Here is a 24358-nt window from a genome sequence, read left to right on the forward strand (position 1 = left end):
TTTTCTAGGGGGACTAAGAAGCTGAACGCACTTCTTCTCTTAATTCATAATAACTAAGCTTTTTCTCAATGACTACAAACAGCCTTTCAAAGAAAAAGCAAAGAATCCAGTAAATAAGTGAAGCGACCAGATACATTTCTAAATATCTATACCCATCATTGGCGATGACCTTAGATATCGCCATAATTTCAACTACTTTTACCGCAAAAGCAAGAGAAGTGGCTTTAATTAAACTAATAAAAATGTTTCCAAGGTTAGGAATAGCGGCTACTAAAGATTGGGGGAAGATAATTCTTTTAATAGCTTGAAAAGTAGTCATTCCTATTGAATATGCAGCTTCAAATTGACCACGGTCAATGGTTTGAATAGAAGAACGGAATACCTCTGATTGATAAGCAGAGGTATTTAATGTGTACGCAATTAAAGCATAAATTAAAGGTGAAATAGTATCCCCACCTAAGTGCCATCCTTGAGTCTCGTTTAGAAATTCTATAAAAATAGGGATTCCGTAGAAAAATACATAGAGCTGTACGAGCAATGGGGTGCCTCTCATAAATGAGACGTATATAACAGCTATTTGCTTTAGCAGTGGAATTTTATATATTCTGCATACCGCAATGAAAAGACCAAAAATACTTCCTAACGCCATTGAAATGATCGATATTGTTAGTGTTAAAGGCACACCTTTTAAGACTTCAGGAGTTTGCTCCAAAGCAAATCGCAAATCAATAATAGGCAATCATGTTCACTCCTTTACTAGTGCAGGTTATTTAGAGATGCTGACCCTGCCTTTTTTAAGATGTTTCTCTAAATAACTGACTATGATTTCAATTACGATACACATGCTCCAATAAACAAGTGAAATCGTAACATAAATTTCAAACATTCCTATTCCATAGTTGTTGCCCAAAATAAGGCGAACTTGCCCCATAATATCAATAATCCCAATGCTAAAAGCAAGTGCAGTATCTTTTAATAATGAAATCGTAGCATTTCCTAAATTAGGTAGTGCTGCTACAAACGCTTGAGGAAGGATAATTCTTCTTAAGGATTGAAAATAGTTCATGCCTATACTATACGCTGCTTCGAACTGCCCTTTATCAATCGAGAGATATGCTGAACGAATAACTTCTGATAAAGGAGCGGCAGTATGTAAGGAAAAAGCAATCACCAAGAAAGTGATGCGACTCCAGCTGTTAATGTCGATATGGACAAGGAGCAGCAGCTGAGGAAGGCCAAAGTATACAAGAAACAGCTGAACAAGCAGCGGTGTACAGCGCATAAAAGATAAATAGATGGTAGCCATTTTAGAAAGAACAGGCTTTTTTTGAATGCGTATCAGGGCAATCACGAAACCTAAAAGCAACGAAAAAAGTAGAGAAAGGCCTAACATAAATAGTGTTAAAGGAAGTTTATCTACCACTTGCCACAATAGTTTTAACCAATCATGAAAATCAGTACTAATCATATCTCACCCCGCCTTAATGATGAATTCTTATACTCATTTAATCTTGGAAATTGAAGTTTTGCTGATTAATATACTTTAAGTCTTTAAAGAAATTTACTTTAAACCATTTTTTAGCCAAGTTTTCTAGCGTCCCGTCATTTTTTAATTTGACTGTCGCTTTATCAATTTCATCAGCAAGTTTTTGATTATTTTTATTAAAGACTAACCAAGTTGGTTCTTTTGATACAATGCCTCCTACTTTTAAATTTAATTTGAGCTGTTTTTGTACTTCGTTAAATGTTGTTACGTTTAAAAAAATAGCATCCGCTTTACCTTTATCCACTAACTTTAAGTTTTCTGCCGTAGAAGGGTTATCAATGCTTTCTAATGTTAAAGGCTTAGTGGCATGTTCTTTGTTATAAGCATTCAAAATAGCGCGCAATCCACCTGTAGCAGATACGGGTGGAAACTTTTTATCTGCCATATCGTCAAGTGTTTTGATATCATTCCGTGATTTTTGTGTCACTAAGGCCGTTAAAGAATAACCATATTCATGTGCAGGATAAAGAAACTTTTCTTCACGTTCAGGGTTTTTAAAGAACCAGTTGATGGCGAAATCATATTTTCCCGTCGAGACACCTACCAAATTTGTTTCTTCTTCCCCAAGCGTATATTCAAATTTGTATTCCGGAAGCTTTTTTTCAAGCTGTTTTAAATAATCCATATCATATCCAATAGGCTCATTCTGGTCGTTCGTAAATAGAAAAGGCGGATTTACTTCATCACTCAAAGCAACTTTGACTACTTTTTTATCGCTATTTTCTGAGCTAGAGCTTTGAGAGCATCCTCCTAAAGCCATAATAAGTCCAATTGCAAAAGCTAAAGTAAAGTATAATTTTTTCATCGTTTTATTCCTCCCGATACTAATTTCTGTGTGATGAATAATAAAAAAGCACCGAAAAAGCTGCTAAAAAGCTTTTTCGGTGCCATTGGTGATCCAGTAGGCAGTGAACATATACTTACTACTACAATAGAGGAAGTATATTCTAACAGTAAAAAATTTTTAAATGAGATTTGGAATTCCATAAACTATATATTACCGATAGAATTAATATGAATTATATCGATGTATTCCTGTTTTTGTCAATGTCATAAATGCAAAGAAAAGTATTCTTGCTTAAGTAATAGAAAGCTATTCACTATATAAGAATAAGAAAAGAGAAATCATAAGTTATACAAATCATCTTTTAATTGAGTTTTCTTATATAAATCTTTTATTATTCCTATATTGAAAATTATATTAAAAATAAACATTGACAATTTTCGGATAATAAAGTTAAATTAATGTAAATAAAACTTTATAAAAACAACTCTTATCAAGAGCGGTGGAGGGACTGGCCCTTTGAAGCCCGGCAACCCAACAATACACGTATTGTTTTGGTGCTAAATCCAGCAATGTGCATATTATGTGCATTGGAAGATAAGAGAACCGATCGTAAACTATCGCTTCTCTTAATCTTTAAGGGAGGCGTTTTTTTATGAAGAAAATAAAGGAGAGAATAAAAACATGAAAAAAGTAACAAAAGCAATTGGACTTACTTTAGTGGCAGCATCGCTGTTGGTGTCAGCGGCCTGCAGTAAAACAGAAGCACAAGCATTAGATTCGAAAAAGATTACAATCGGTGTAACGGGTGGACCTCACCAGCAAATTGCAGATCAGGTGAAAAAATTAGCCAAGAAAGATGGTATTGATATTACGGTAAAAGTCTTTAATGACTATAACACTCCTAATACAGCATTAGATCAACATGATTTAGATAGTAATAACTATCAAACCCTGCCTTTTCTAAAGCAGCAAGTGGAAGATAAAAATTATAAGATTACAGATGTGTTCAAAACAGTAGCATTCCCGATGGGTATTTATGCAAATAGCTTAAAAAATGTTAGTGAGCTCAAAAAAGGAGACAAAATTGCAGTACCAAACGACCCAAGCAACGAATACCGCGCGCTAAAACTATTTGAATCTGCAGGAGTTATTAAATTAAAAGATGGTGTGAAAACAACGGCTACTAAAAAAGATGTTGCTGAAAATAAGCTTGATCTTCAAATCGTAGAACTAGAGGCGTCTCAACTTCCTTCTCAGTTGGATGAGGTAGCTGCAGCAGCCATTAATACAAACTTTGCAATGGGAGCGGGTTTATCGATTAATGATGATGCAATCTATCATGAAAAAATAAAAAATAATCCATATCCAAACTATTTTGTTGTCCGTACAGAGAATAAACAAGATAAAATTATTGATAAACTAGAAAAATATTATCATTCAGATACAATTCGTACATACATAGAAAAAGAATTTAAAGGTTCTGTTGTACCGGCATTTTAAGGAGGGGTTAGAATGATTGAACTGAAGAAAACTTCTAAAACCTATAAAGTGAACGGAAAAGCGGTAGAAGCTGTTAAAGATGTTTCGTTAACGATTAATAAAGGTGAAGTATTCGGTGTTATTGGCTATAGCGGAGCTGGAAAGAGCACATTAATTCGCTGCATTAATTTATTGGAAAAACCGACTTCTGGAGAGGTCATCATTGATGGGAAAAATCTATCAAAGCTAAGTAAGCAAGAGCTGCAGAAAACGAGAAGGAAAATCGGCATGATTTTTCAAGGCTACAATTTATTAAAAACGGCAACAGTTTACGACAACATAGCGATTCCATTAAAGCTAGAAGGCGTAAACAAAAAATTAATTCAGGAGCGCGTAGAAAAATATTTATCAATCGTAGGACTTTTAGATAAACAAAATCATTATCCTTCACAGCTTTCCGGCGGGCAGAAGCAGCGTGTTGCTATTGCTCGTGCGCTAGCGCATGAACCTGAGATTTTATTAAGCGATGAAGCAACTAGTGCACTTGATCCGGAAACGACCGAAGCCATTTTGTGCTTACTGTTAAAGATTAATAAAGAGCTTGGATTAACAATCTTTTTAATCACGCATGAGTTAAATGTGGTACAACGCATTTGTGACCGAATTGCAGTTATGGAAAATGGATACGTCGTAGAACAAGGTACAGTCGTTTCCCTTTTTACTAACCCTAAGCATCCGACAACAAAGCGCTTTGTAGAATCTGAAAATACTTTCACTATTCCGTCTGAAATAATGGCGTCTTATCGCAGTACCGGTAAGCTGGTTTCTTTGCACTTTGTTGGAAATGAGCTTTCAGAAGAACCAGCTTTAGCTTTAGTTTCTCGGAAATTTAATGTATTGCCAAGCATATTAGCAGGGGGAATCGAACAGCTAAAAAACCACACTCTTGGTAAGTTACTCGTTCATTTACGTGGTGAAAAGGAAGAATATGAACAAGCGATTACATACTTAACAAATCAAGGCGTAATTGTAGAGGAGGTAAACTAAATGGCTGCTTTCTTTAATGAGTGGGGAAGTGTAATTTGGGAAGGTTTATTACAAACCGCTACGATGACCATTATCTCGTTAATTATTGCCATCATCATTGGTTTACCAATGGGAATTTTTTTAGTAATGACAAGACCAGGTGGGCAAGCTGAAAATGTGTGGGTATATCGAACGTGCAACTGGATTATTAATATTATTCGATCCATTCCTTTTATCATTTTATTATTTTTCATCCTTCCATTCACTAAACTAGTTGCAGGTACTACAATTGGCGTACAAGGTGTTATTGTCCCTTTAGTTGTGTATACAGCCCCTTATATAGCTAGGTTAATGGAATCTGCATTACTTGAAGTAGATAAAGGTATTATAGAAGCTTATCAATCAATGGGAATCTCAACACCAAAAATTATTTGGTATGTTGTTGTTAGAGAAGCACGTTCAGGTATTATTCTTGGGCTGACAATAGCTACTATTGGTCTTATTGGGGCGACGGCGATGGCAGGGCTTGTTGGAGCAGGAGGGCTTGGAGACATTGCTTTTCAATACGGACACTTACGTTTTGAGCCCACTGTTATGTATACAACCATTTTAATTTTGATTGTTATTGTTCAGTTGATACAGTCCTTGGGGAATTATTCAGCAAGGAAATTAAAAAAAGACAGCTGACTATAAAAATAAGAAGCTCACGCATTCTAGGTGCGTGAGCTTCTTATTTAAATGGAACAAATCTTTAGTTCTTCTATAACTAACGGGTGAATGACAGATAATTGTTCATCACTATTTCCGTTGAGTGCTGAATGGTTCTAATGGATTTATAGCAGAAGCTTTAGAATTTCCTTTTCTTACTTTAAACCACGAGTAAACTAAACTGACTATACATACTGCTAATATTGCCCAAGGAAAGTAACCCGTTGGGAGCGGCTGACCAGGTTGAACCATAGCCCAAATAGGAAGGCTAATACTTACTAATCCTAAAATTGGAAAGATAAATTTACGGTGAAATGGCCATCTTTCTTTTTTATTAAATATAACAGCTAAGTTAAGCATTAAATAAATTAGTAGAATAGGGATGGTACCTAGCGTGCTTACGTAACCAAATCCAACGACCCAATTTTCACTGAATATACCGAAGAGGATTGCTAGCACTAAACCTATTCCCATAATTAATGTTAAAGTTCCAATCGGCGTTCCCCATTTAGATACCTTTGAAAATTTGGTAGAAATTAACCCTTCTTTAGAAGAATTAAAAGCAATTCTTGAAAAGGCATTTAAGCAAGCAATGGACATCCCCACAATGCTAGTAAACCCAGCGATAATCGCAAAGATAGCAAGTTCATTTAAATACCTGTTTGCCAATTCCATAAATGGATTTGAACTTTTGCTTAGAGCAGAAGCACTATTAGAAAACCCTTGAATCACACAATATGTGACAAATATATAGAAGATAGCCATAATTGCAATACTGGCTAAAACAGCTCGAGATGTATTACGTTCTGGATTTTCTGTTTCTTCTGCCAGTGCTACAGAGTTTTCGAATCCAATAAATAGATAAACAGCTAAAGGGAAACCTAAACCAATTCCCGCGAGTCCACCTTTAATAGAAGATAAATGAAATGGTTCTAAAGATAATGGTTCAGGAGGATAGAATAAAATCAAGATAGAAACAACTAATAGAACAATAACTTCTATTATTAATGCTACAGAAGCAATTTTTGTAGAACGATCTATTCCGACTATTGTCAATCCCCATATTAATAAAGTTAAAAGAATCGTAGGAATAATCCAGTGAATATGAATTCCGTATAGCGCTAGCGAATCGGCTGTCCAACCACCTAATTCAATAAATGCTGAAGCGGCAAGAAAAAATGTTCCAACTATAAATATGATTGCTGAGGCAGTTCCAACTACGCTGCCAAACGTCATACCAATATATTTTACAAGTGACCCGCTCGAGGGATACTTCTTAGAGAAGTTCGTTAGACTTAACCCGACCATTGCTACTGCTAATGCGGCAATTAATAATGTGAGGGGAGAGCCGGTACCTGTCGCTAGAAAAATAACTGGTAATCCATAATAAATGGCTGCTGCTGGAGCAATTTGAGCCAATGTAGAGTTTACTGCATCAAATAATGTTAGTCTTTTTTTCGGAGCTAATTGTGACGTTATCTTAGTACTCATATTTTTCCTCCACCGTATAATAAAAAGGATTTATCTACAATAAGAGGCTCTTTCTCAATGAATAAGAGAGTAGGAGCCTCAGGTTGACCATTTAGCCAATATTTTAAGTCTGAATTTTTTATGTTTTAGACGTAGCGGTTTCCTTTGAAAAGTAATGATGATACTGACGTCCCGGGTGATGATCTGGCAGCTGATCGTATCCGAATAAATTTTTCCGAAAAGAACCTGATTCATATTCTTTCCGTACAAGGCCGCGTTCTTGCAGTAGAGGAACAACATATTCAACAAAGTCTTCAAACGTACCAGGAGATACAGCATAAGCAATGTTAAACCCATCTACATCCGTTTCATCAATCCACTTTTCCATCTCGTCTGCAATTTGAGCCGGTGTTCCAACGGCTACTGGACCAAGGCCGCCTATTCCTACGAAATCAGCCACTTCCCGTATGGTCCACTGCTTGTTTGGATCAATTTTTGTAAAGGTCTCAATAACAGATTGAATTGCATCGCTTTGTATATACTCTATTTTTTCATCAGGAGCATACTCGTCAAAATTGATGCCAGTCCATCCTCCTAAAAGTGCCAAACTGCCTTCATAGCTAGTATGCTGTACGTAATCATGGAATTTGGCTTTTGCTGCTTCTTCAGTTAGCCCAATAATGGGTGTAAATACAGAAAGGACTTTAACTGTCTCAGGGTCCCGCCCGCTGATTTTGGCTTCTTCACGTATTTTTCGAACATAGTTTTTTGCAATCGAAGCTGTCGGCACGCTAATAAACATGAGTTCAGCGTGTTTCAAAGCAAATGCTCGCCCTTTTTTAGAAGCGCCCGCTTGAAAAAGAACAGGGGTTCTTTGCGGAGATGGTTCGCATAAATGAGCTCCTGGAACTTTATAATATAAACCATTATGTTGAATATCATGAACTTTATTAGGATCTGTATATACCTTGTTAATTTTGTCTACAGATACAGCATCGTCTTCCCAACTTCCTTCCCATAGCTTATATACCACTTCTAAATATTCATCCGCTATTTCATAGCGTTCATCATGGCTTGTTTGTTGATTCAATCCAGTGTTAACAGCGGCACTGTTTAGATAAGAAGTAACAATGTTCCATCCTATACGTCCTTTTGTTAAATGATCCAAAGTAGACATACGTCGTGCAAATATATAAGGATGTTCATAACTTGTGGACACTGTTAACCCGAAACCTAGATGTTTTGTTGCTTGTGCCATAATGGGAATTAAAAATGCAGGGTCATTAACTGGAAGTTGTGCTCCCTGGCGTACAGCAGGATCGCGTGAACCTTGATACACATCATAGGTTCCTAACACATCAGCAAGAAAAATGGCATCAAAGTGTCCTTTTTCTAATACTTTAGCTAAATGCGTCCAATATTCAGCATCTTTATAAGTAGAGGATCTATCATCAGGATGTGTCCATAGTCCAGGAGAATAATGTCCGGCGCAATTCATTTCAAAAGCATTAAGGTATATTCGTTTTTTAGTCATATCCATTTCTCCTTATTGTTTTTGTCTTTTAAAATTTATAGAGTTATTAAGAATAATCAGTAGGTGTCGGGTATTCTCCTGTTAACACCCAACGTCCAATGTTCTTTCTTTTATACTCAATTGGATTATGGAGAGAATGAGTACGTACATTACGCCAAAACCTGTCAAAATTATTTTTTCTTGTAGCCGAGCGGGCACCCATTACCTCGAACATACTGCTTGTAACGTGTAAAGCAACCTTTGTTCCGAATACATTTGCTGCCCCTGTAGCAAGAACCACTTCTCCACGCTCTTCTGCAGATACGGCTTTGTCTTTGGCCCAAGCTTCATCCAGTTTTTCTCCTGCTCTTTCTACCAAGGTGACAGCAGCTTGAATATCAACCCAAAAATCACCATAGCGACGCTGAATAAAAGGATCTTCAACAGCTTGTTCATAATCACTCAAATACCAGGGACGAGACTTTTCTCGTGTATAACGACGGGCTTCTTCCAATGCCCCTTCAGCACTTCCAACAAAAACATTTGCTAATACAATTTGAGATATAATAGCGTCAAATGTAGAGAATGCAGTCCGTTCTGAATCTGTTAAGTTGATAATTTCTTCAGCATGTATGATTACATTTTTAAAAGTAACTGAGCCGCTATCTGTTTGTCTTTGACCCATACCGTCCCAGTCGTCGTTTATCGTTATGCCTGAACGTTTAGTTGGAACTATACCTACGTATGGTTGACCATTCTCTTCCCATAGAATTAACAGACGGTCAGAATCTTGGGACCCTGTACTAAAGGTATTACGTCCGTTTAAAATGACTGTATCTCCTTCTGTTTTTCCTTGCAAAGTAGGTTCAATTGGATTAAATGAATTTCCCCAAAACCAATTATGGGCAGCAGATTCTGTATAATAATATTTCTTTTGCTCATGAGATCCGCAAAAGTGGGGAGTTGTTAAGTGAAGAAAGTGATACCCATATAAATGTGCTAATGCAGCATCGGTTTTGGCTAGTTCCCGAACAATGCGAAGCACAACAGACCAGCTTTGACCTTCGCCTCCGTATTTAATAGGAATTAAAACCTTAAGTAAGCCGCTGTTACGAATGGCATCTTTTTGTGCTTTTGCCGTTCCGCCTGCTTTATCGCGTTCAGCGGCATCTTTAGCAAACCCTTCAGCGAGTAAAGAAGCTTTTTTTATGTAGTAAGAAGATTCTTGTACAGTTGCATTTGTCATTTGTTTTCCTCATTTCATTTTTAAAATTTTAATACTTGTCTACAAAACAAAAGAGGCTCCTCAAACGCTATGGATACGTTTGAAGAGCCTCCGGTTGACCAGACGGCCTGATTAATATGAAGTCTATATTAAGTTAATTATTCCTATTTGTAAAGTCAGTTTTTTGGGTAACATAAACATTTTGGTTAGGTTTTTTAGACTTTCTATCTAATGCTCGATTGAGGCACTCAAGTACAGCCAGCACAAATAAAATATGTAATCTCAAGGTTTAAAAATACTAAATTGACAGTCAAAAAGATGTTTGGTATATTTTTCAAAAGATTTAAAATTCTTATTGGAATTATCGGATTTAAAAATGTTTGTTAAACCTATAGCGGAAATAGAACAGTCGACCAGACGAATGGAGACAAAAATGACGGGGATTACCTCAGATTTTTTGTCTTTTTTAGTGGCCGCAGATTAACGCCATATGTTTAATACATCACAAATGATGGAGGTAGAGAGAGAAATGAAGAAATTTGTATGGCTTTTTGCATTATTAGCAGTGATTACTGTTGTGGGAGGGTGTGGAAATAAAGAAAAAGCATCTGGCCAAAATAGTGACAAGAAAGAAGATATAGTTCTTAAAGTGGGAGCAGCTTCCACGCCGCATGCCGAAATTTTAAAGTATGTGGAACCCGATTTGAAAAAAGAAGGTATAAAGTTGGACATTGTAAATATTAAAGACGGCATACAGACAAATGAACAAACAGCAAATGGAGAATTAGATGCCAACTATTTTCAGCATACGCCATACTTAAAGCAAACGAATAAAGACAGTGGATTAAATCTTGTCAACGTGACAAACGTTCATATTGAACCGTTTGGAGTGTATTCTAAAAAAATAAAATCAATTGATGATTTATCCAAAGGAGCAAAGGTTGCTGTTCCTAATGACCCGGTGAATTTTTCACGTGCACTAGAGCTATTCCAGGCTAATGGAATCATTGAATTAAACAAGAAACCTAGTGGTAGTTCTTATACGGTTGAAGATATTTCAAAGAATAAAAAGAAGCTAGACTTTGTTGCAGTAGACGGTCCGCTCCTTGTCCGCTCTCTTGATGATGTAGAAGCTTCAGCTATCAATACGAATTACGCTCTTGAAGGCGGATTTAAACCAACTAAAGATGCGTTAATTATTGAAAAGAAAGAGTCTCCTTACGTGAATATTTTAGTGACTACGAAAGAGAAAAAAGATGATAAAAATATTCAACGTTTAGCAAAAGCACTTACGACAGACAAGGTTAAAAAGTTTATTAATGACAAATATGATGGCGCAGTCGTTCCAGCTTTCTAAGTATAGGAGTAAAAGAGAAATAGGAATGACAGTTTGAAAGAAAAGGAGGGGTTCTTTTGATAAAGTTTCAACGTGTTTCAAAAATATTTGAGAGTGGTTCAAAGAAAGTTGAAGCCCTCAAAGACATTGAATTAACGATACAAAAAGGAGACATATTTGGGGTAATTGGATTAAGCGGGGCGGGGAAGAGCACACTGCTTCGAACGATTAATCTGCTGGAGTACCCGACGTCAGGTGAAGTGATCGTAGATGGAGAAAACTTAGCAACGTTGTCTGAAACGGAGCTAAGAAAAAACAAAAAAAGAATCGGCATGATCTTTCAACACTTTAATCTATTAAATTCGAAAACAGTGTTTGAAAATATAGCAATGCCCCTTATATTAAGTGGAAAACCAAAAAAAGACATAAAGCTACGTGTAGAAGAACTTCTTCATTTTGTAGGTTTAGAAGACAAAGCTGGTGTATATCCTGATCATCTATCAGGAGGTCAAAAACAGAGAGTGGGCATTGCGCGTGCATTAGCAACGAACCCTTCTATTTTATTATGTGATGAAGCAACTTCGGCATTAGATCCGCATACAACAGAATCTATTTTGAAATTACTGAAAAGAGTTAATGAAGAATATCAAATTACGATAGTAATAATTACACACGAAATGGAAGTCATTAAGCAAATTTGTAATCGTGTCGCTGTGATGAAGGACGGGAAGATTATTGAAACAGGAAATGTATTTGATATTTTTTCAAGTCCACGTACTGAAATTGCTAAAAATTTTGTCCAGTCGGTTGTTCGAGATGACATTCCACAAAACGTGTATGAATTAGTTCAAACTACAAATTCAAATCAGAAGATTTTTAAGATTAACTTTCTCGGCAGTAATTCGGGTCAATCTGTAATTTCAACTTTATCTAAGCGCTTTAATGTACAGGTGAATATTTTACTTGGAAATATTACAGAGTTACAGGGGATTCCATTTGGTCATTTAATTATTGAATTAATTGGCACACAAGAAGAAATAGATCGAGCTGAACTATATGCACTGCAGCAAAATATAAAAATAGAAGAGGTGGTTGAGAATGTTAGAAGTAAGCCAAGAGTTGATATTAGCGGCTTTGTGGGAAACACTGTACATGGTTAGTGCTTCCCTGCTTTTCGGGGCTTTAATTGGAATTCCTTTAGGAATTCTACTTGTTGTAACACGCAAGGGTCATATTCTTGAAAATCGAGTTATTTTTTCAATTTTAAATCCTATTGTAAATATTTTTCGTTCGATTCCGTTCATTATTTTACTTGTAGCGATCATCCCATTTACAAGGTTCATCGTCGGAACGACTATCGGTACAACGGCGGCTATTGTTCCGCTTGTTTTACATATTGGACCTTATATGGCTAGACTCGTTGAAAATTCTTTGCTTGAAGTAAATGAAGGTATTATTGAAGCAGCGCAAGCGATGGGTGCTTCTAAAACTCAAATTGTATTCCGTTTTTTAATTCCAGAGGCCTTTCCCTCTCTTATTTTAAGCTTAACAACTGTCACAATTGGGTTAATTGGAGCAACGGCAATGGCCGGTGCTATCGGAGGCGGAGGGCTTGGCGATTTAGCTATTACTTACGGCTATCAGCGCTTCAGCACGATTACTATTGTAGTCACCGTCGTGCTTCTTATCATTATTGTTCAAGGTATTCAATCTTTAGGGAACATCATAGAACGCAAGATTAGAAGAGTGTAAAAACGTATTAGAAGCAAGCTTTTTAAAAGGGGAGTTATAAATGAAAAAACCGATATTTCTGCTTCTGCTGTTGTTCATCCTCGTCATAACAGGATGTTCTAATTCCTCATCCAGTGCCAATAGTAAAGAAGCTAAAATTAAAGTAGGCATTCGAAGTTCTGAACTTAGGACGTGGGAATTTATAAAAGAGAAAGCAAAAAAACAAGGCCTGGATATAGAACTTGTGAATTTTTCTTCAGCTTACGATCCTAATCAAGCCTTAGCTCAAGGAGAAATAGATGTAAATGCGTTTCAGCACGTTGCTTATTTAGACTCATTTAATCAAAAGAACGGAACGGATATTGTGCCAATTGGAACGACCATCATTGCCCCTCTAGGTCTTTATTCTGAAAAATATAAATCATTAAAAGACATTCCAAACGGTGCTCAAATTGCTGTTCCAAATGATCCTTCCAACTGGGGAAGAGCACTAGTTTTACTGCAAGAAGCAGATTTAATTACAGTGGTCGAAGGCTTTGACGGTAACGGAGGAGAGGATAAAATTAAAAGCAACCCTAAAAATTTAAAGATTGTTCCCGTCGATTCTGCAAGCACTCCCCGCGTTATGCAAGATACGGCGGCTTCCATTATTAACAACGGTGTAGCTGTGGAAGCGGGTCTAAGTTTAAAGGACGCACTCATTCATGAAAATAAAACAGCGAAGCCCTATATTAATGTCATCGCTGCAAGAAAAAAAGATCAGGATAAAGTGTATTTAAAGAAGCTAGTAAAAGTGTATCAATCCAAAAGTACGGCTGCCTTTATTAAAAAAACATACAAAGGAAATTATATTCCGACGTTTATTAGTTTGAAAGAATTGAATACGTACAAAGACACGTATAAAACAAAATAAGTACAAAATAGGAGTGGGAAAATGGCCAAGGAACGAAAAATGAAACTTGCAGCATATTTGATTGGCACAGGTATGCATGTAGCTTCATGGCGTCATCCTGATTCAAAGCCTGACGCAAGCATCGATGTTTCTGTGTATCAAAAGCTTGCACAAACCGCTGAAAGAGGAAAATTTGATATCGCCTTTATTGCCGACAGTTTAGCAGTAAATGCAGAGTCGCACCCTCAGATTTTAAATCGATTTGACCCTATTGTAATCATTACAGCAATGGCAGCAGCTACTGAAAAAATTGGCATTGTTGCCACATCTTCAACTACTTATAATGAACCTTATACACTAGCGCGTCAGTTCGCCTCTGTCGATCATGTAAGTGGAGGAAGGGCGGGCTGGAATGTTGTGACGACAGCAGATGCAACAGGTGAAACGGCGTTAAACTTTAACCGTGATACTCATTGGGAACACGATCACCGTTATGAACGTGCGGAAGAATTTATTGATGTTGTTCAAGGGTTATGGGATTCGTGGGAAGATGCTGCCTTTTTATATGATAAAGAAAACGGAGCGTTTTTTGATGCTAAAAAGGTACATGAACTTAACTATAAAGGTAAGTATTTTTCTGTAAAAGGGCCGTTAAATATCGCTCGTTCCGTCCAAGGACAGCCCGTTATCGTTCAGGCCGGTTCTTCTGAGCCGGGACAGCGCTTAGCGGCAAGAACGGCAGAAGTGGTATTTGCTCACCGAGATAACATAGAAGAAGCCAAAAGCTTTTATAAATCCCTTAAATCAAGGCTTTCTGAATACAATAGAACAGAAGCGGATTTACATATTCTTCACGGTATTTCCCCTATTGTAGGAGGAACAGAAGAAGAAGCGGTTCAAAAATACAGCGATTTACAAAAGCTAGTGAATCCATATGAAGGATTAAAGTTCGTTTCTGGGTATATGGGGAACGTGGATTTTACCAAGTATGCCCTAAATACTCCTGCATCAGAGGTGGAATTTCCAGTCGTGAATGGCATTCAAAGTCAGTTTGATGAGATACTAAGAATTATAGCAAGGGAAAAACTTACGGTAGGAGATCTTTATACGCGATTTTTCGGTGCTGCAAGGAAAGATAACTTTGTAGGAACCCCCATTCAAATTGCGGACGAAATGGAAAGATGGTTTCAGGAAAAAGCAGCGGACGGATTTATGCTGCAGTTTCCTTTGCTTCCATCTGGCTTAGATGATTTTGTAAATCTTGTTGTACCAATCTTACAAGAGAGAGGTTTGTTTCGGTTAGACTATGAAGGAAGCACATTAAGAGACCATTTGGAGCTTAAAAAACCTGGAAATAAGTTTGTTGATGAAGGTGTAAGGCCGATCATGTAGAAAGAAGCAAAATTATTTTGTTTAAAGGTAAATCCGAACGATTAATAAATTTTATTAATCGTTCGGATTTTTTGTTGTTGTGGTGAACGCAGGTTTCATGTATGTAGGTGCTTCTAGCTGTTGATTGGAGGGCAAGGCTCATCGGCTGCCCGCGGAAAGCGAAGTCTTGCACGGAAATCCACAGCGGTGTAACAAGCGGTTCAGCTCATGTATTCAATTTGTCCGTCTTTAGATTCGTTTGATTTAGGTATGTCTCAACCTCTTTTTTTGTGGATTTAATTGGTTAAGAAACAAAAGTTTAGCATATGATAAATATCTTACTAGTCTAATTAATCGTACATTTTAGTTCTTAAAAGGTCTTTTGAAAAATCCTCATAAAAATATGATAAAATCGGATAGGATATATATTTCGAGGAAGGAAAGTGTTTTTTATGATTATTGGTAACGAACAAGATTTAGAAAGTTTACGCAAAATTGGACGCATTGTTGCACTTGCGCGCGAAGAGATGAAAAACCAAGCAAAAGCAGGCATGACCACAAAAGAGCTTGATATGATCGGTAAAAAAATATTGGATGAACACGGTGCTATTTCTGCACCTGAAAAAGAATATAATTTCCCAGGTGTAACGTGCATTAGTGTAAACGAAGAAGTGGCTCACGGTATTCCCGGAGACCGAGTATTAAAAGATGGCGATTTAGTCAATGTGGATGTATCTGCCGTACTTGATGGCTATTATTCAGATACGGGTATTTCATTTGTTATTGGGCAAGACGAAGAAAAAGAAAAGTTGTGCCAAGCTGCAGTAGATGCATTTTGGGCAGCCATGAAAAAAGTAAAAGCTGGTTCAAAACAAAACCAAATTGGTCGTGCTGTATCTAACTTTGCACATCAAAACGGATATGCTGTTATTGAAAACTTAACGGGTCACGGTGTGGGCCGCAGCTTGCATGACGCTCCTAACCATATTTTAAACTATTATGATCCAATGGATAAAGCCCTTTTGAAAAAAGGCCTTGTTATTGCTGTAGAGCCGTTTATCTCTATGAAAGCTGATCATATCATTGAACGCGGGGACGACGGCTGGACGTTTGTTACACCTGATAATAGTCTTGTAGCACAATGTGAACATACGATTGTTGTAACAAACGGTGAACCGATTATTTTAACTGAACTATGAGGGTGCAGCATATTACCCCACGCACCTGCTAATTTCTAAAGATTTTATTAGCAAAAGCTACCTCACTGCAATGATCGTTCATTGCAGTGAGGTGGCTTTTTTCAGGAAAACTTAAAATGTAACTTCTTATTCAAGTGGTCTGCTCCGCATCAAGTAGACACTAGTAAAAAACTACACAGATATTTCGATGTTCATTAATCAATAAAACTCCCTTCGTTCGAATAATAGACAGATATTATATACTTTGTTCTCGGAACCTGTGTTTACACGTTACCTGTTAAATAACGATGGATAGAAGTAAACACTTTTTCTCTTATCAGCTCTTTTTCATTAAATAAATGATGTTTTCCATTCTCTATAAGTTCAATATCTATATTTGGAAACTTCTTCAGTAAGAAACCAACATTATACCTCCAATCCACTGTTGTATCTTTTTTTCCTTGAAGGATGAGAATAGGAATAGGACTAGGGCTCCCTTCCTTAATTAATTCATTCCATCTTATCAAGGCTTCTACCCAACCGAGGGGGAGCTGATCATACTGTAACGGATCATTCTTCACAAAATGCAAAAACTTTGAATCTGATGAATTGTTTCGAATTATCCTTTTCAAATTCGTGGTGAACACTTTTAAGAACTTTATACAAATGGTGATTGCATTCCAGTGATAAGGACGAACGAGGGGACAGACAAGGACCGCCTTTCGAACCTGAGATGCTTCATGGTTATTCAGTATATAATCGACTGCAGCAGCAGCGCCAGCACTATGAGCTACAATATAGATAGGTAGAGAGCTTGAAGACAGGTGTCTACGCATGACTTCTCGAATACTTTCTACATAGAGAGAAAACTCCGATACGGCTCCTCGTTCTCCTGTTGACAATCCATGTCCTGGTAAATCAAATGTCAACACATGAAACCCTTTTTGAATCAAAAAACGAATAACCGTACTTAGTACTCCAGCATGATCATAATAGCCATGAAGAAGGAGTATATGAGCTTTTATCTGTAAGGGACGAAAAGATTGGATAAACAACCGTTCATGAGCAACCGTTTCAAATCCGTAGCGATACATTAGCCCCTCTGTTGGAAGATTGTAAAACTCACTGTAACGTTTCATATTTTCAGCCATGGGGCGTGAATCGTATGTAAAAGGAAAATGCTGATCGTTTTGAATGTTTTTAATAACTTGTTTCATATTCCACCTCTGTATCTCAGTAATTTATCTCATCGAATAATATTATATTCCCCATTTAATTACAGAAAATGAAGAACCAAATGATTGTATTAGAGAATAAAAAGTTTAAGTAAGTTTGAAAAGCCCCTAGATTTAACAAAAATCTAGGGGCTTTTATTTTTTGTAATCAGCATGGTGAACTATTAATACAGGTGTACATTAAATATATTATTCCCATAATTAAACTGATCGTTAGTCTTTAATTTATATATCGTAGAGAAAGTATGCGTGTCTATTATTGGTTAGATAAACCGTTTTTCATTTGGCTTCTACTCTTCATTGTTTGCATGGTTGGAGATGCGATTTTGTTCCCCGTCCCTCTTATTAGCCAAATGGCCAAAGTCCCAATTCCTACACCTAAAAGTGAAAGTAGTATGACTCTGTTATTATTTCTCTTTCCAAACATTCCATTAAAATTAAATAAAGAAGTTAGCCCCTGTAAGTTGTTCATTATGCAAATCCCTCTTTGATAGTTGTTTGAAAGAAACTGTTCTTCCAACGGCTTTATTTTTTGACGATGTTACTTATATATACGCGGAAAATGATACTATCCCTATTTGGGATTTTAAATTATTACCTGTAATTATTAAAAGAATAATGTGGATCTTAATAGATATACGACTACTGTAAGGGGTGAAGAATAAGTGAAGAAAAGAAAATATTTATTTGGTCTCCTATCAACCATTTTATCAGTAGGGTTTCTTTTTGGTTGTAATGATAAAAAGGATGAAGCTGAACCTGATCCAACTTTATTAATACGTTGATTAAATGTTTTTATTTTAAGCCTCGTCCATTTATGGAGCGCCGTGTCGGTATACTCATTCCTTCAAAGATGGATTCTTCATTCTTAAGTAAACATACGTTGCTTGCTTTTGCTGTATCCACTTCTATCTTTCTCCATAAACGTATTCTTGGGTCAGTTATGTTGGGATTGTCCTTGTTAACGGGATTCTCAAGGATTTGGCTAGGACATCATTATCCTTCTGATAGTCTTCCTTGGTAGCTTGACAAGCACTATCGTTGACAAATTCCCAGGTGCTTTAAAGGTAATGAAACGAAAAATAAAAGTATCATCATGTTCCAATATATAAATGAAGCGTTTTGAATATCTAATTGTGGTAGACTCGGTTCTGGATTAGCTTTATAAGTCACATTGTTTATCCTTTTAGTGATTATTATATAGTTGTTATGGTGGAGACTTTTGTGGATAGTGATGATAATAAGCTAAAGCGGCTAAGGGATTTTCCGAAGCGTCTTATTTTTAATTGTGAAATATATATTCAGACTGATGAGCTGAGCAACCTTATCAGTCTTCGTAGTTTATCATCCGTTCTTATACATATGGGATTTTAGGATTCTTCATTTTTCAAGTGCCTTTTAGCTTTATAAACTGGATTTATTTAAGACAAACCCTGTAATTAGTTCATTAAACTGAATCCCTTTTTTTGTAGGCAGTTGGTGACCCTGCTGTGTAAAAATAAAGAATTCAGCATGTTTACATTTATTTTTATACTCTTTCATATAGCGGATAGTCCAATCCTTTTTTCCACCATACATAAACAACAAAGGTACTGTTAAACGATGAAGTTTGTCTAAACAGTTATATTGTAATGAATGATTATAATACTGATACCATGATTCTTGATCGGCTTTTTTCATATAATTAACTAGGTTTCTTCTTAGTGTCTTGTCTCTGGTATGACTTCTAGCAATGCTTGTTATTAATATATTTAGGTGTTCTCTTACCATATATAATCCTATTTTATGTAATAATTGTCCAGGCATATCTCTTACTATAGGATATGCTCCTGAGAAAATTAATAATTCTATTCTATCGGAATGATAAATAGCAAGCTCTTGAGCAATTAGACAGCCAGCAGAATAGCCACATATAATGGCCTTGTTTAAATGTAATGCATCCATAAAGCGTAATATTTCGTTTGCGTAGAAGGGAATTGATACAGTTTGTGCAGCTTTTGGGCTTTGTCCATGACCACTTAAATCAGGAAAGATGACTCTCATATGCTTGGATAAATCGTATTGATAGTAAAACACTTTATTTCCCATCCCAGGTGGATGAATAAAGATGATAGGTATACCCTGTCCATACTCTTCATAATACAAATATTGATTAGTGTCTATTTCAACAAAAGGCATGCTTATTTCTCACTCCAAAATCGATTAATAACTACTTTTTAGTTAAAGTTAATTCGGTTGATGAAAACTGAAATTTTTTTTTCATCTTACATTTAACTTAATACAATTAACTATTTGTTCTGTATTGTTTAATCTCAAATAACTTCTTTTAGTATTTAGTATGGGATTAGTATAGTGGCACTATACACACTAAAAAAGATTTAGATTTAACAATTACTAATAAGATTTCCTATAATGTCCATTATACAGATTGGAAATAAATACTTTATACAGGCTAAAAATAGAAAAAACTGCTCTTATCTAAGCTTTACTATCTATATAATTTGTAACGAAAAAACATACAAAAAGAGTTAAGTTTAAATAATCAATGAAATTTTTAACTAGATATAATAATTTTGGAAAATACAACAAAAGATAAGGATAGGTTTCATTACGCTTTTCTATGCAACCTTACATAAAAGGAAGGAGCTGTCTATGTTGTTTCGAAAGGTTCGAAGAAGATTCCATAAGCTAAAACAACTCTATACGGATCAACAGATTAACGAGCAACAAGTACTGCTTTCTTTAGACTTAGATGAAAACCTACAGGTTCTTCGCTCCATCTATCAGGACTGTTTTGATGTAGTCTTTCGGACGTTTTTAATAGGTGGACAAACAAAAGCCGTCCTTATCTATATAGAGGGTTTATCTAATATTGAGGAGATTGATGAGAATGTTCTCGCCCCACTTACGTCAGAAACAGAAGAAAGGGTTCGTAGTTTACGTGAAATGTTAAAGAAAAAGATACACATTTCAAAGATGAAAGAAGTTAAGACGTTCGCAGATTGTATAGAGAATATCTCCATCGGGAACCCTGTGCTTTTCGTACAACATGAAGCATCTGGACTTGCCTTGGGGTTGGCAAAGTGGGAAAAGAGATCGATTGAAGAACCAACCGCAGAAAGTGTTGTACGGGGACCAAGGGAAGGTTTTGTGGAAACATTAGGAGTCAGTACTTCCCTCCTCCGACGGAAGATCAAAAGTCCTCACCTCAAAATGAAATCGATGAAAATCGGGAGTTATACTAACACCGATGTTGTAATTGCCTACATAGAAGGACTTGCGGATCACACCCTTATTGAGGAAGTCGAAAATCGATTGCAGCGCATCGAAATAGATAGTGTATTGGAAAGTGGATATATTGAAGAACTGATTGAAGACAATTCCTATTCTCCTTTTCCTCAACTTGTCAATACAGAACGGCCGGATGTAGCTGCTGCTAATCTCTTAGAGGGGCGTGTAGTGATTCTAGTGGATGGTACTCCTTTTGTCTTAATTGCGCCTATTAGTTTTTTTTCCCTACTTCAGTCGCCTGAAGACTATTACCAACGCTACATGATTAGTTCAATTATCCGCATTTTACGCTTTGTATTTATGGTACTTTCTCTTCTTTTACCTTCGCTCTATGTAGCAGTCCTTACCTACCATCAAGAGATGGTGCCGACGGCCTTGCTGATTAGCGTGGCATCTTCACGGGAAAGTGTTCCCTTTCCAGCACTTGTTGAAGCATTAATGATGGAGGTTACATTTGAAGCACTACGTGAAGCAGGAGTCAGACTTCCAAAACAGGTCGGTGCCGCTGTTAGTATTGTCGGCGCTTTGGTCATCGGTCAAGCTGCAGTTCAGGCCGGTCTGGTTTCTGCTCCAATGGTCATTGTTGTTGCGATTACAGGAGTTTCGTCCTTTATGGTGCCACACTATACGCAAGGAATTGCGTTAAGAATGCTACGCTTTCCTATCATTCTGCTTGCTGGAACGTTGGGTTTGCTTGGAGTTATGCTTGGGGTGATTACAATCGTCGTTCACCTATGTACGTTGCGTTCTTTTGGGATTCCATACTTGACACCAATCGCTCCGGTGAAGGGGCGTGAGTTGAAAGATGCCTTGATTCGAGCTCCATGGTGGAAAATGGACACACGCCCCCATTTAACCGGGGAGTTCAACTCATACCGACAGTCCCCTAGCCAAAAACCAAATTCCAGTAAAGGAGACGAATAGTAGAGTAAATACATGATGAGAAGGATGTGAACAAGAATGAATCTCTTTCTATCTCGAAACGTCATAAAAACGTTGACCATTCTTCTCTTTTTTTTGGCTAGCTTTCTACTGAGCGGTTGCTGGGACAGAAGGGAAGTAAATGACACAGCGCTTGTGTTAGGGGCTGCTATTGATAAAGAAAAAGGGGGGGGAATTAGGCTTACTGTTCAAATTTTGATTCCTAAGGCTGTGAATGGTCAGCAGCAGGGAGGAGGAGCATCAGGAACAGGCTCCGAGAGTTTGGTGAGATCGGCAATTGGAGAAAATATAGCAGATGCTATGTCAAAGGTGCAGACAAAAATCCCACGTAAAATCTTCTGGGGTCACTGCAAAGCTTATATTATCGGTGAGAAGTTTGCTAGAAATGGTGGTATTCATAAGCAAATTGACTATTTACTTCGCCATCCAGAACCTCGGGAACGTGCTCATTTGTTTGTCAGTTATGGAGAGGCAGCCGATGTTCTAGCATTACAGCCACCTTTAGAATCATACGAGGGAGAAGTGCTGCGAAAGTTATCTGAGATGAAGATTGGTATGGATGTTACAGTGAAAGATTTTGAACAGATGTTAACAGGGGATTCTGGAGTGGCTCTCCTACCTTTAATTAAAAAGTTACCGCCGTTTCTTGGGAGGAAACCACAGGAAACGATTGCTTATATAATGGGGACTGCTATTTTTAAGAAAGATAAAATGATCGGTCAAGTTGATATTAAGGCTACCAGAGGACTTTTATGGTTACGAAATGAAATCGAAGTGACTTCGGTTACAGTAAATCCTAAAAAAGGAGAATCCATCTCGCTAGACCCTATTCGACAAACGACGAAACTCATCCCTACCCTTAAGAATGGAAAATGGAAGATCCTAGCGAAGATTACATCGGAAGGGACAATTGTGCAAAATGGCAGTGATCTTGATGTTATGAGTCCACAAATTACGAAGAGAGTGGAGAAAGACGTAGAAAAAGATATCAAAAAACGCATTAACCAGTCTCTTAAACAGGTGAAGAAAGGGATGAATGTGGACGCATTTGGTTTCGCAGATGCGTTTCATCGAAAATACCCTAAAGAATGGTCGAAAGTCAAAGATCATTGGGATACAGTCCTTCCGGATGTGGAAGTGAAAATAGATATTAAAACGCGTGTACGCCGACCTGGTTTATCTACTACGCCGGCGGGCTTGAAAGAAAAAGAGGTAGAAAAGAAATGAAGTGGATAACGGTAATAGGAATAACCGTATGCGTGGTTCTTATCTTTTTGTATGAATGGCCAAAAATGGATCGAAATCAGAAAAAGGAGAAAGCAGCCTTTGTGATCTTAACAACGATGGGATGGCTGCTTGCCATCCTCCTTCTGTTCTTTCCGGATATGCCAGGTCCTACACAGATGATTGACATGCTTTTCAAACCACTTGGTAAGATGTTGGAGAAATAGCAGGGGCATAGAAGTTACGGAAAAAGAAGGAGAAAAGAGAATGATCGAAAAAGGGAAAATTTCTTCATTTCAGATGGCGCTTATGATCGTACCAACGATAGTAGCAACCGCTATTCTTACCATCCCAGCCATTACGGGCAAGTATGCAGGGCGTGATATGTGGATTTCGCCAATTTTAGGTTCACTCAATGGATTTTTTACGGCGTTTATTGTGTATCAATTACATAAACTCTATCCGAAGGAATCGATCATCCAATACAGTAGACATATTATTGGTCGGATTCCGGGAAAAGTGCTTGGGTTTGTCTACTTGTTCTTTTTTTTGCATATATGTGGCACCATATCCAGGCAGTATATAGATTTCATTATTAATGCTTTTTTGCCTAAAACCCCGATGATTGTAGTTATTGGGAGCATGGTTCTTGTATGTGCTTTCGCTGTACGAGGCGGCGTGGAAGTATTGGGAAGATCTGCCCAACTGTTCGTTCCAATCTTTATACTTCTTCCACTGTTACTATTTATACTACTCATACCTCAATTCAAACCAGAGAATATGTTTCCAATTATGGAGCATGGTATGATGCCTTCGATCCTTGGAGCAGCTGTACCACAGTCTTGGTTTAGCGAAATGTTTCTTATCTCCATGCTTCTTCCTTTTTTGACAGATCATAAAAAAGGAAAGAAGTGGAGTATGATCTCGGTGGTTATCACTATGTTAGTCATGGTTTACACCAATATAGTGAACATATTCTTATTTGGAGAATCAGCAACCAGTTATATCTATCCGGTGTTTACTGCTTTCCGATACATTAGTGTTGCTACTTTTTTTGAACATCTTGAAGCCTTTGTAATTACTATTTGGGTAATGGGAATATTTATTAAACTTTCAGTATTTTACTATGCACTTGTCTTAGGAACGGCCCAATGGCTACATCTATCTGACTACCGCCCCCTTGTATTTCCACTTGGTTTTCTGGTGATTATATTCGGTATATGGGTAACTCCTAGCATGTATGAATTAACTCGATTTTTAGGTAATATATTTCCTTTTTACGGAACATTCATTATGACGTTCATTCCGGTTTTACTACTACTCATCGCTACTATCCGGAAAAAATAATTAGAAAGGAAAATGTAATCATATGCCTATAAATCAATAACATACACAATATTTTGT

General features: G+C 37.0%; 21 protein-coding genes, 2 pseudogenes and 1 riboswitch. Of the genes and pseudogenes, 14 read left to right on the forward strand and 9 right to left on the reverse strand.

Going from position 1 to position 24358, the window contains the following annotated elements; translation table 11 throughout:
- Positions 1-13: 13 nt before the first annotated feature.
- From JNUCC25_RS08000 to JNUCC25_RS08010, 3 genes are read right to left on the reverse strand one after another with little or no spacing between them, the layout of a single operon-like run.
- Entirely contained in the window at positions 14-739 is a 726-nt protein-coding gene (locus tag JNUCC25_RS08000; protein WP_013056300.1) for an amino acid ABC transporter permease, read from the reverse strand.
- Positions 740-766: 27 nt separating this feature from the next.
- Positions 767-1468, reverse strand: a complete 702-nt coding sequence (locus JNUCC25_RS08005; RefSeq protein WP_064471512.1) for an amino acid ABC transporter permease — start codon at positions 1466-1468, stop codon at positions 767-769.
- A gap of 37 nt (positions 1469-1505) precedes the next feature.
- The gene (locus tag JNUCC25_RS08010) at positions 1506-2351 is read right to left on the reverse strand and encodes a transporter substrate-binding domain-containing protein (protein WP_064471513.1); all 846 of its coding nucleotides are present in this window, start codon (positions 2349-2351) and stop codon (positions 1506-1508) included.
- Positions 2352-2817: 466 nt separating this feature from the next.
- A riboswitch (SAM riboswitch) is annotated at positions 2818-2934 on the forward strand.
- Between the two features lie 80 nt (positions 2935-3014).
- Here JNUCC25_RS08010 and JNUCC25_RS08015 point away from each other — a divergent pair.
- Genes JNUCC25_RS08015 through JNUCC25_RS08025 form a run of 3 tightly spaced genes read left to right on the forward strand, consistent with a single transcriptional unit; the run spans position 3015 to position 5525 of the window.
- The gene (locus JNUCC25_RS08015) at positions 3015-3833 is read left to right on the forward strand and encodes a MetQ/NlpA family ABC transporter substrate-binding protein (RefSeq protein WP_063671118.1); all 819 of its coding nucleotides are present in this window, start codon (positions 3015-3017) and stop codon (positions 3831-3833) included.
- Positions 3834-3845: 12 nt separating this feature from the next.
- The gene (locus JNUCC25_RS08020; protein ID WP_064471515.1) at positions 3846-4859 is read left to right on the forward strand and encodes a methionine ABC transporter ATP-binding protein; all 1014 of its coding nucleotides are present in this window, start codon (positions 3846-3848) and stop codon (positions 4857-4859) included.
- On the forward strand, positions 4860-5525 hold the full coding sequence (locus JNUCC25_RS08025; RefSeq protein WP_013082499.1) for a methionine ABC transporter permease: 666 nt from the start codon (positions 4860-4862) through the stop codon (positions 5523-5525). It abuts the gene before it with no gap.
- Between the two features lie 111 nt (positions 5526-5636).
- Here the strand turns inward: JNUCC25_RS08025 and JNUCC25_RS08030 are convergent, their stop codons facing one another.
- The 3 genes from JNUCC25_RS08030 to JNUCC25_RS08040 all read right to left on the reverse strand — a co-directional run bounded on the left by JNUCC25_RS08030 (position 5637) and on the right by JNUCC25_RS08040 (position 9775).
- Positions 5637-7037: an APC family permease gene (locus JNUCC25_RS08030; protein ID WP_064471516.1), complete on the reverse strand. Its 1401-nt coding sequence runs from the start codon at positions 7035-7037 to the stop codon at positions 5637-5639.
- Between the two features lie 118 nt (positions 7038-7155).
- Complete coding sequence (locus JNUCC25_RS08035) at positions 7156-8550, reverse strand: LLM class flavin-dependent oxidoreductase (protein WP_029324260.1); 1395 nt, start codon at positions 8548-8550, stop codon at positions 7156-7158.
- Positions 8551-8596: 46 nt separating this feature from the next.
- On the reverse strand, positions 8597-9775 hold the full coding sequence (locus JNUCC25_RS08040) for an acyl-CoA dehydrogenase family protein (protein WP_057274652.1): 1179 nt from the start codon (positions 9773-9775) through the stop codon (positions 8597-8599).
- Between the two features lie 508 nt (positions 9776-10283).
- Between JNUCC25_RS08040 and JNUCC25_RS08045 the strand changes: the two genes are divergently transcribed.
- From JNUCC25_RS08045 to map, 6 genes and pseudogenes are all read left to right on the forward strand, one after another.
- Positions 10284-11111 (forward strand): MetQ/NlpA family ABC transporter substrate-binding protein, encoded by an 828-nt coding sequence (locus JNUCC25_RS08045; RefSeq protein ID WP_013056303.1) that lies wholly within the window; start codon positions 10284-10286, stop codon positions 11109-11111.
- A 56-nt stretch (positions 11112-11167) separates the two neighbouring features.
- Positions 11168-12250 carry a methionine ABC transporter ATP-binding protein gene (locus tag JNUCC25_RS08050; RefSeq protein ID WP_029324264.1) on the forward strand — a complete coding sequence of 361 codons (1083 nt, stop codon included), beginning with the start codon at positions 11168-11170 and terminating at the stop codon, positions 12248-12250.
- The gene (locus JNUCC25_RS08055) at positions 12189-12842 is read left to right on the forward strand and encodes a methionine ABC transporter permease (RefSeq protein WP_013056305.1); all 654 of its coding nucleotides are present in this window, start codon (positions 12189-12191) and stop codon (positions 12840-12842) included. The genes JNUCC25_RS08050 and JNUCC25_RS08055 overlap by 62 nt, the downstream gene beginning before the upstream one ends.
- Before the next feature lie 40 nt (positions 12843-12882).
- Complete coding sequence (locus JNUCC25_RS08060) at positions 12883-13734, forward strand: MetQ/NlpA family ABC transporter substrate-binding protein (protein WP_064471518.1); 852 nt, start codon at positions 12883-12885, stop codon at positions 13732-13734.
- 21 nt (positions 13735-13755) lie between these two features.
- Positions 13756-15105, forward strand: a complete 1350-nt coding sequence (locus tag JNUCC25_RS08065) for an LLM class flavin-dependent oxidoreductase (protein WP_454223067.1) — start codon at positions 13756-13758, stop codon at positions 15103-15105.
- 382 nt (positions 15106-15487) lie between these two features.
- Positions 15488-16283 (forward strand): annotated as a pseudogene (map, locus tag JNUCC25_RS08070) (type I methionyl aminopeptidase).
- 263 nt (positions 16284-16546) lie between these two features.
- On the opposite strand, the gene JNUCC25_RS08075 reads toward map, so the two are convergent.
- Together JNUCC25_RS08075 and JNUCC25_RS08080 are read right to left on the reverse strand one after the other, a co-directional pair.
- The gene (locus JNUCC25_RS08075; protein ID WP_140456706.1) at positions 16547-17479 is read right to left on the reverse strand and encodes an alpha/beta hydrolase; all 933 of its coding nucleotides are present in this window, start codon (positions 17477-17479) and stop codon (positions 16547-16549) included.
- Positions 17480-17753: 274 nt separating this feature from the next.
- Positions 17754-17969, reverse strand: coding sequence for a hypothetical protein (locus JNUCC25_RS08080; protein WP_041816517.1), 216 nt, complete (start codon positions 17967-17969; stop codon positions 17754-17756).
- A gap of 297 nt (positions 17970-18266) precedes the next feature.
- Between JNUCC25_RS08080 and JNUCC25_RS08085 the strand changes: the two are divergent.
- Positions 18267-18609 (forward strand): annotated as a pseudogene (locus JNUCC25_RS08085) (phosphatase PAP2 family protein); the annotation flags it as partial.
- A gap of 292 nt (positions 18610-18901) precedes the next feature.
- On the opposite strand, the gene JNUCC25_RS08090 reads toward JNUCC25_RS08085, so the two are convergent.
- Positions 18902-19675 carry an alpha/beta fold hydrolase gene (locus JNUCC25_RS08090; protein WP_013056312.1) on the reverse strand — a complete coding sequence of 258 codons (774 nt, stop codon included), beginning with the start codon at positions 19673-19675 and terminating at the stop codon, positions 18902-18904.
- A gap of 474 nt (positions 19676-20149) precedes the next feature.
- Here JNUCC25_RS08090 and JNUCC25_RS08095 point away from each other — a divergent pair, with 474 nt between their 5' ends.
- Genes JNUCC25_RS08095 through JNUCC25_RS08110 form a run of 4 tightly spaced genes read left to right on the forward strand, consistent with a single transcriptional unit; the run spans position 20150 to position 24301 of the window.
- The gene (locus JNUCC25_RS08095) at positions 20150-21712 is read left to right on the forward strand and encodes a spore germination protein (RefSeq protein ID WP_029711256.1); all 1563 of its coding nucleotides are present in this window, start codon (positions 20150-20152) and stop codon (positions 21710-21712) included.
- A 36-nt stretch (positions 21713-21748) separates the two neighbouring features.
- Positions 21749-22957 (forward strand): Ger(x)C family spore germination protein, encoded by a 1209-nt coding sequence (locus tag JNUCC25_RS08100; RefSeq protein ID WP_081252128.1) that lies wholly within the window; start codon positions 21749-21751, stop codon positions 22955-22957.
- A complete protein-coding gene (locus tag JNUCC25_RS08105; protein WP_057274661.1) occupies positions 22954-23181 on the forward strand; it encodes a hypothetical protein in 228 nt (75 codons plus the stop codon). The genes JNUCC25_RS08100 and JNUCC25_RS08105 overlap by 4 nt, the downstream gene beginning before the upstream one ends.
- Positions 23182-23221: 40 nt before the next feature.
- Positions 23222-24301: a GerAB/ArcD/ProY family transporter gene (locus tag JNUCC25_RS08110; RefSeq protein WP_029711254.1), complete on the forward strand. Its 1080-nt coding sequence runs from the start codon at positions 23222-23224 to the stop codon at positions 24299-24301.
- The last annotated feature ends 57 nt before the right edge of the window (positions 24302-24358 follow it).

The sequence above is a fragment of the Priestia sp. JNUCC 25 genome, assembly GCF_053667915.1.

What these genes read in the sequence shown, in the direction of transcription:
- JNUCC25_RS08010 (WP_064471513.1), bottom strand. Translation starts at nt 2,351, where the DNA reads ATGAAAAAATTATACTTTACTTTAGCTTTTGCAATTGGACTTATTATG.
- JNUCC25_RS08080 (WP_041816517.1), bottom strand. Translation starts at nt 17,969, where the DNA reads ATGAACAACTTACAGGGGCTAACTTCTTTATTTAATTTTAATGGAATG.
- JNUCC25_RS08100 (WP_081252128.1), top strand. Translation starts at nt 21,749, where the DNA reads ATGAATCTCTTTCTATCTCGAAACGTCATAAAAACGTTGACCATTCTT.
- JNUCC25_RS08060 (WP_064471518.1), top strand. Translation starts at nt 12,883, where the DNA reads ATGAAAAAACCGATATTTCTGCTTCTGCTGTTGTTCATCCTCGTCATA.
- JNUCC25_RS08075 (WP_140456706.1), bottom strand. Translation starts at nt 17,479, where the DNA reads ATGAAACAAGTTATTAAAAACATTCAAAACGATCAGCATTTTCCTTTT.
- JNUCC25_RS08090 (WP_013056312.1), bottom strand. Translation starts at nt 19,675, where the DNA reads ATGCCTTTTGTTGAAATAGACACTAATCAATATTTGTATTATGAAGAG.
- JNUCC25_RS08025 (WP_013082499.1), top strand. Translation starts at nt 4,860, where the DNA reads ATGGCTGCTTTCTTTAATGAGTGGGGAAGTGTAATTTGGGAAGGTTTA.
- JNUCC25_RS08065 (WP_454223067.1), top strand. Translation starts at nt 13,756, where the DNA reads ATGGCCAAGGAACGAAAAATGAAACTTGCAGCATATTTGATTGGCACA.
- JNUCC25_RS08095 (WP_029711256.1), top strand. Translation starts at nt 20,150, where the DNA reads ATGTTGTTTCGAAAGGTTCGAAGAAGATTCCATAAGCTAAAACAACTC.
- JNUCC25_RS08035 (WP_029324260.1), bottom strand. Translation starts at nt 8,550, where the DNA reads ATGACTAAAAAACGAATATACCTTAATGCTTTTGAAATGAATTGCGCC.
- JNUCC25_RS08055 (WP_013056305.1), top strand. Translation starts at nt 12,189, where the DNA reads ATGTTAGAAGTAAGCCAAGAGTTGATATTAGCGGCTTTGTGGGAAACA.
- JNUCC25_RS08030 (WP_064471516.1), bottom strand. Translation starts at nt 7,037, where the DNA reads ATGAGTACTAAGATAACGTCACAATTAGCTCCGAAAAAAAGACTAACA.
- JNUCC25_RS08105 (WP_057274661.1), top strand. Translation starts at nt 22,954, where the DNA reads ATGAAGTGGATAACGGTAATAGGAATAACCGTATGCGTGGTTCTTATC.
- JNUCC25_RS08110 (WP_029711254.1), top strand. Translation starts at nt 23,222, where the DNA reads ATGATCGAAAAAGGGAAAATTTCTTCATTTCAGATGGCGCTTATGATC.
- JNUCC25_RS08005 (WP_064471512.1), bottom strand. Translation starts at nt 1,468, where the DNA reads ATGATTAGTACTGATTTTCATGATTGGTTAAAACTATTGTGGCAAGTG.
- JNUCC25_RS08045 (WP_013056303.1), top strand. Translation starts at nt 10,284, where the DNA reads ATGAAGAAATTTGTATGGCTTTTTGCATTATTAGCAGTGATTACTGTT.
- JNUCC25_RS08015 (WP_063671118.1), top strand. Translation starts at nt 3,015, where the DNA reads ATGAAAAAAGTAACAAAAGCAATTGGACTTACTTTAGTGGCAGCATCG.
- JNUCC25_RS08040 (WP_057274652.1), bottom strand. Translation starts at nt 9,775, where the DNA reads ATGACAAATGCAACTGTACAAGAATCTTCTTACTACATAAAAAAAGCT.
- JNUCC25_RS08020 (WP_064471515.1), top strand. Translation starts at nt 3,846, where the DNA reads ATGATTGAACTGAAGAAAACTTCTAAAACCTATAAAGTGAACGGAAAA.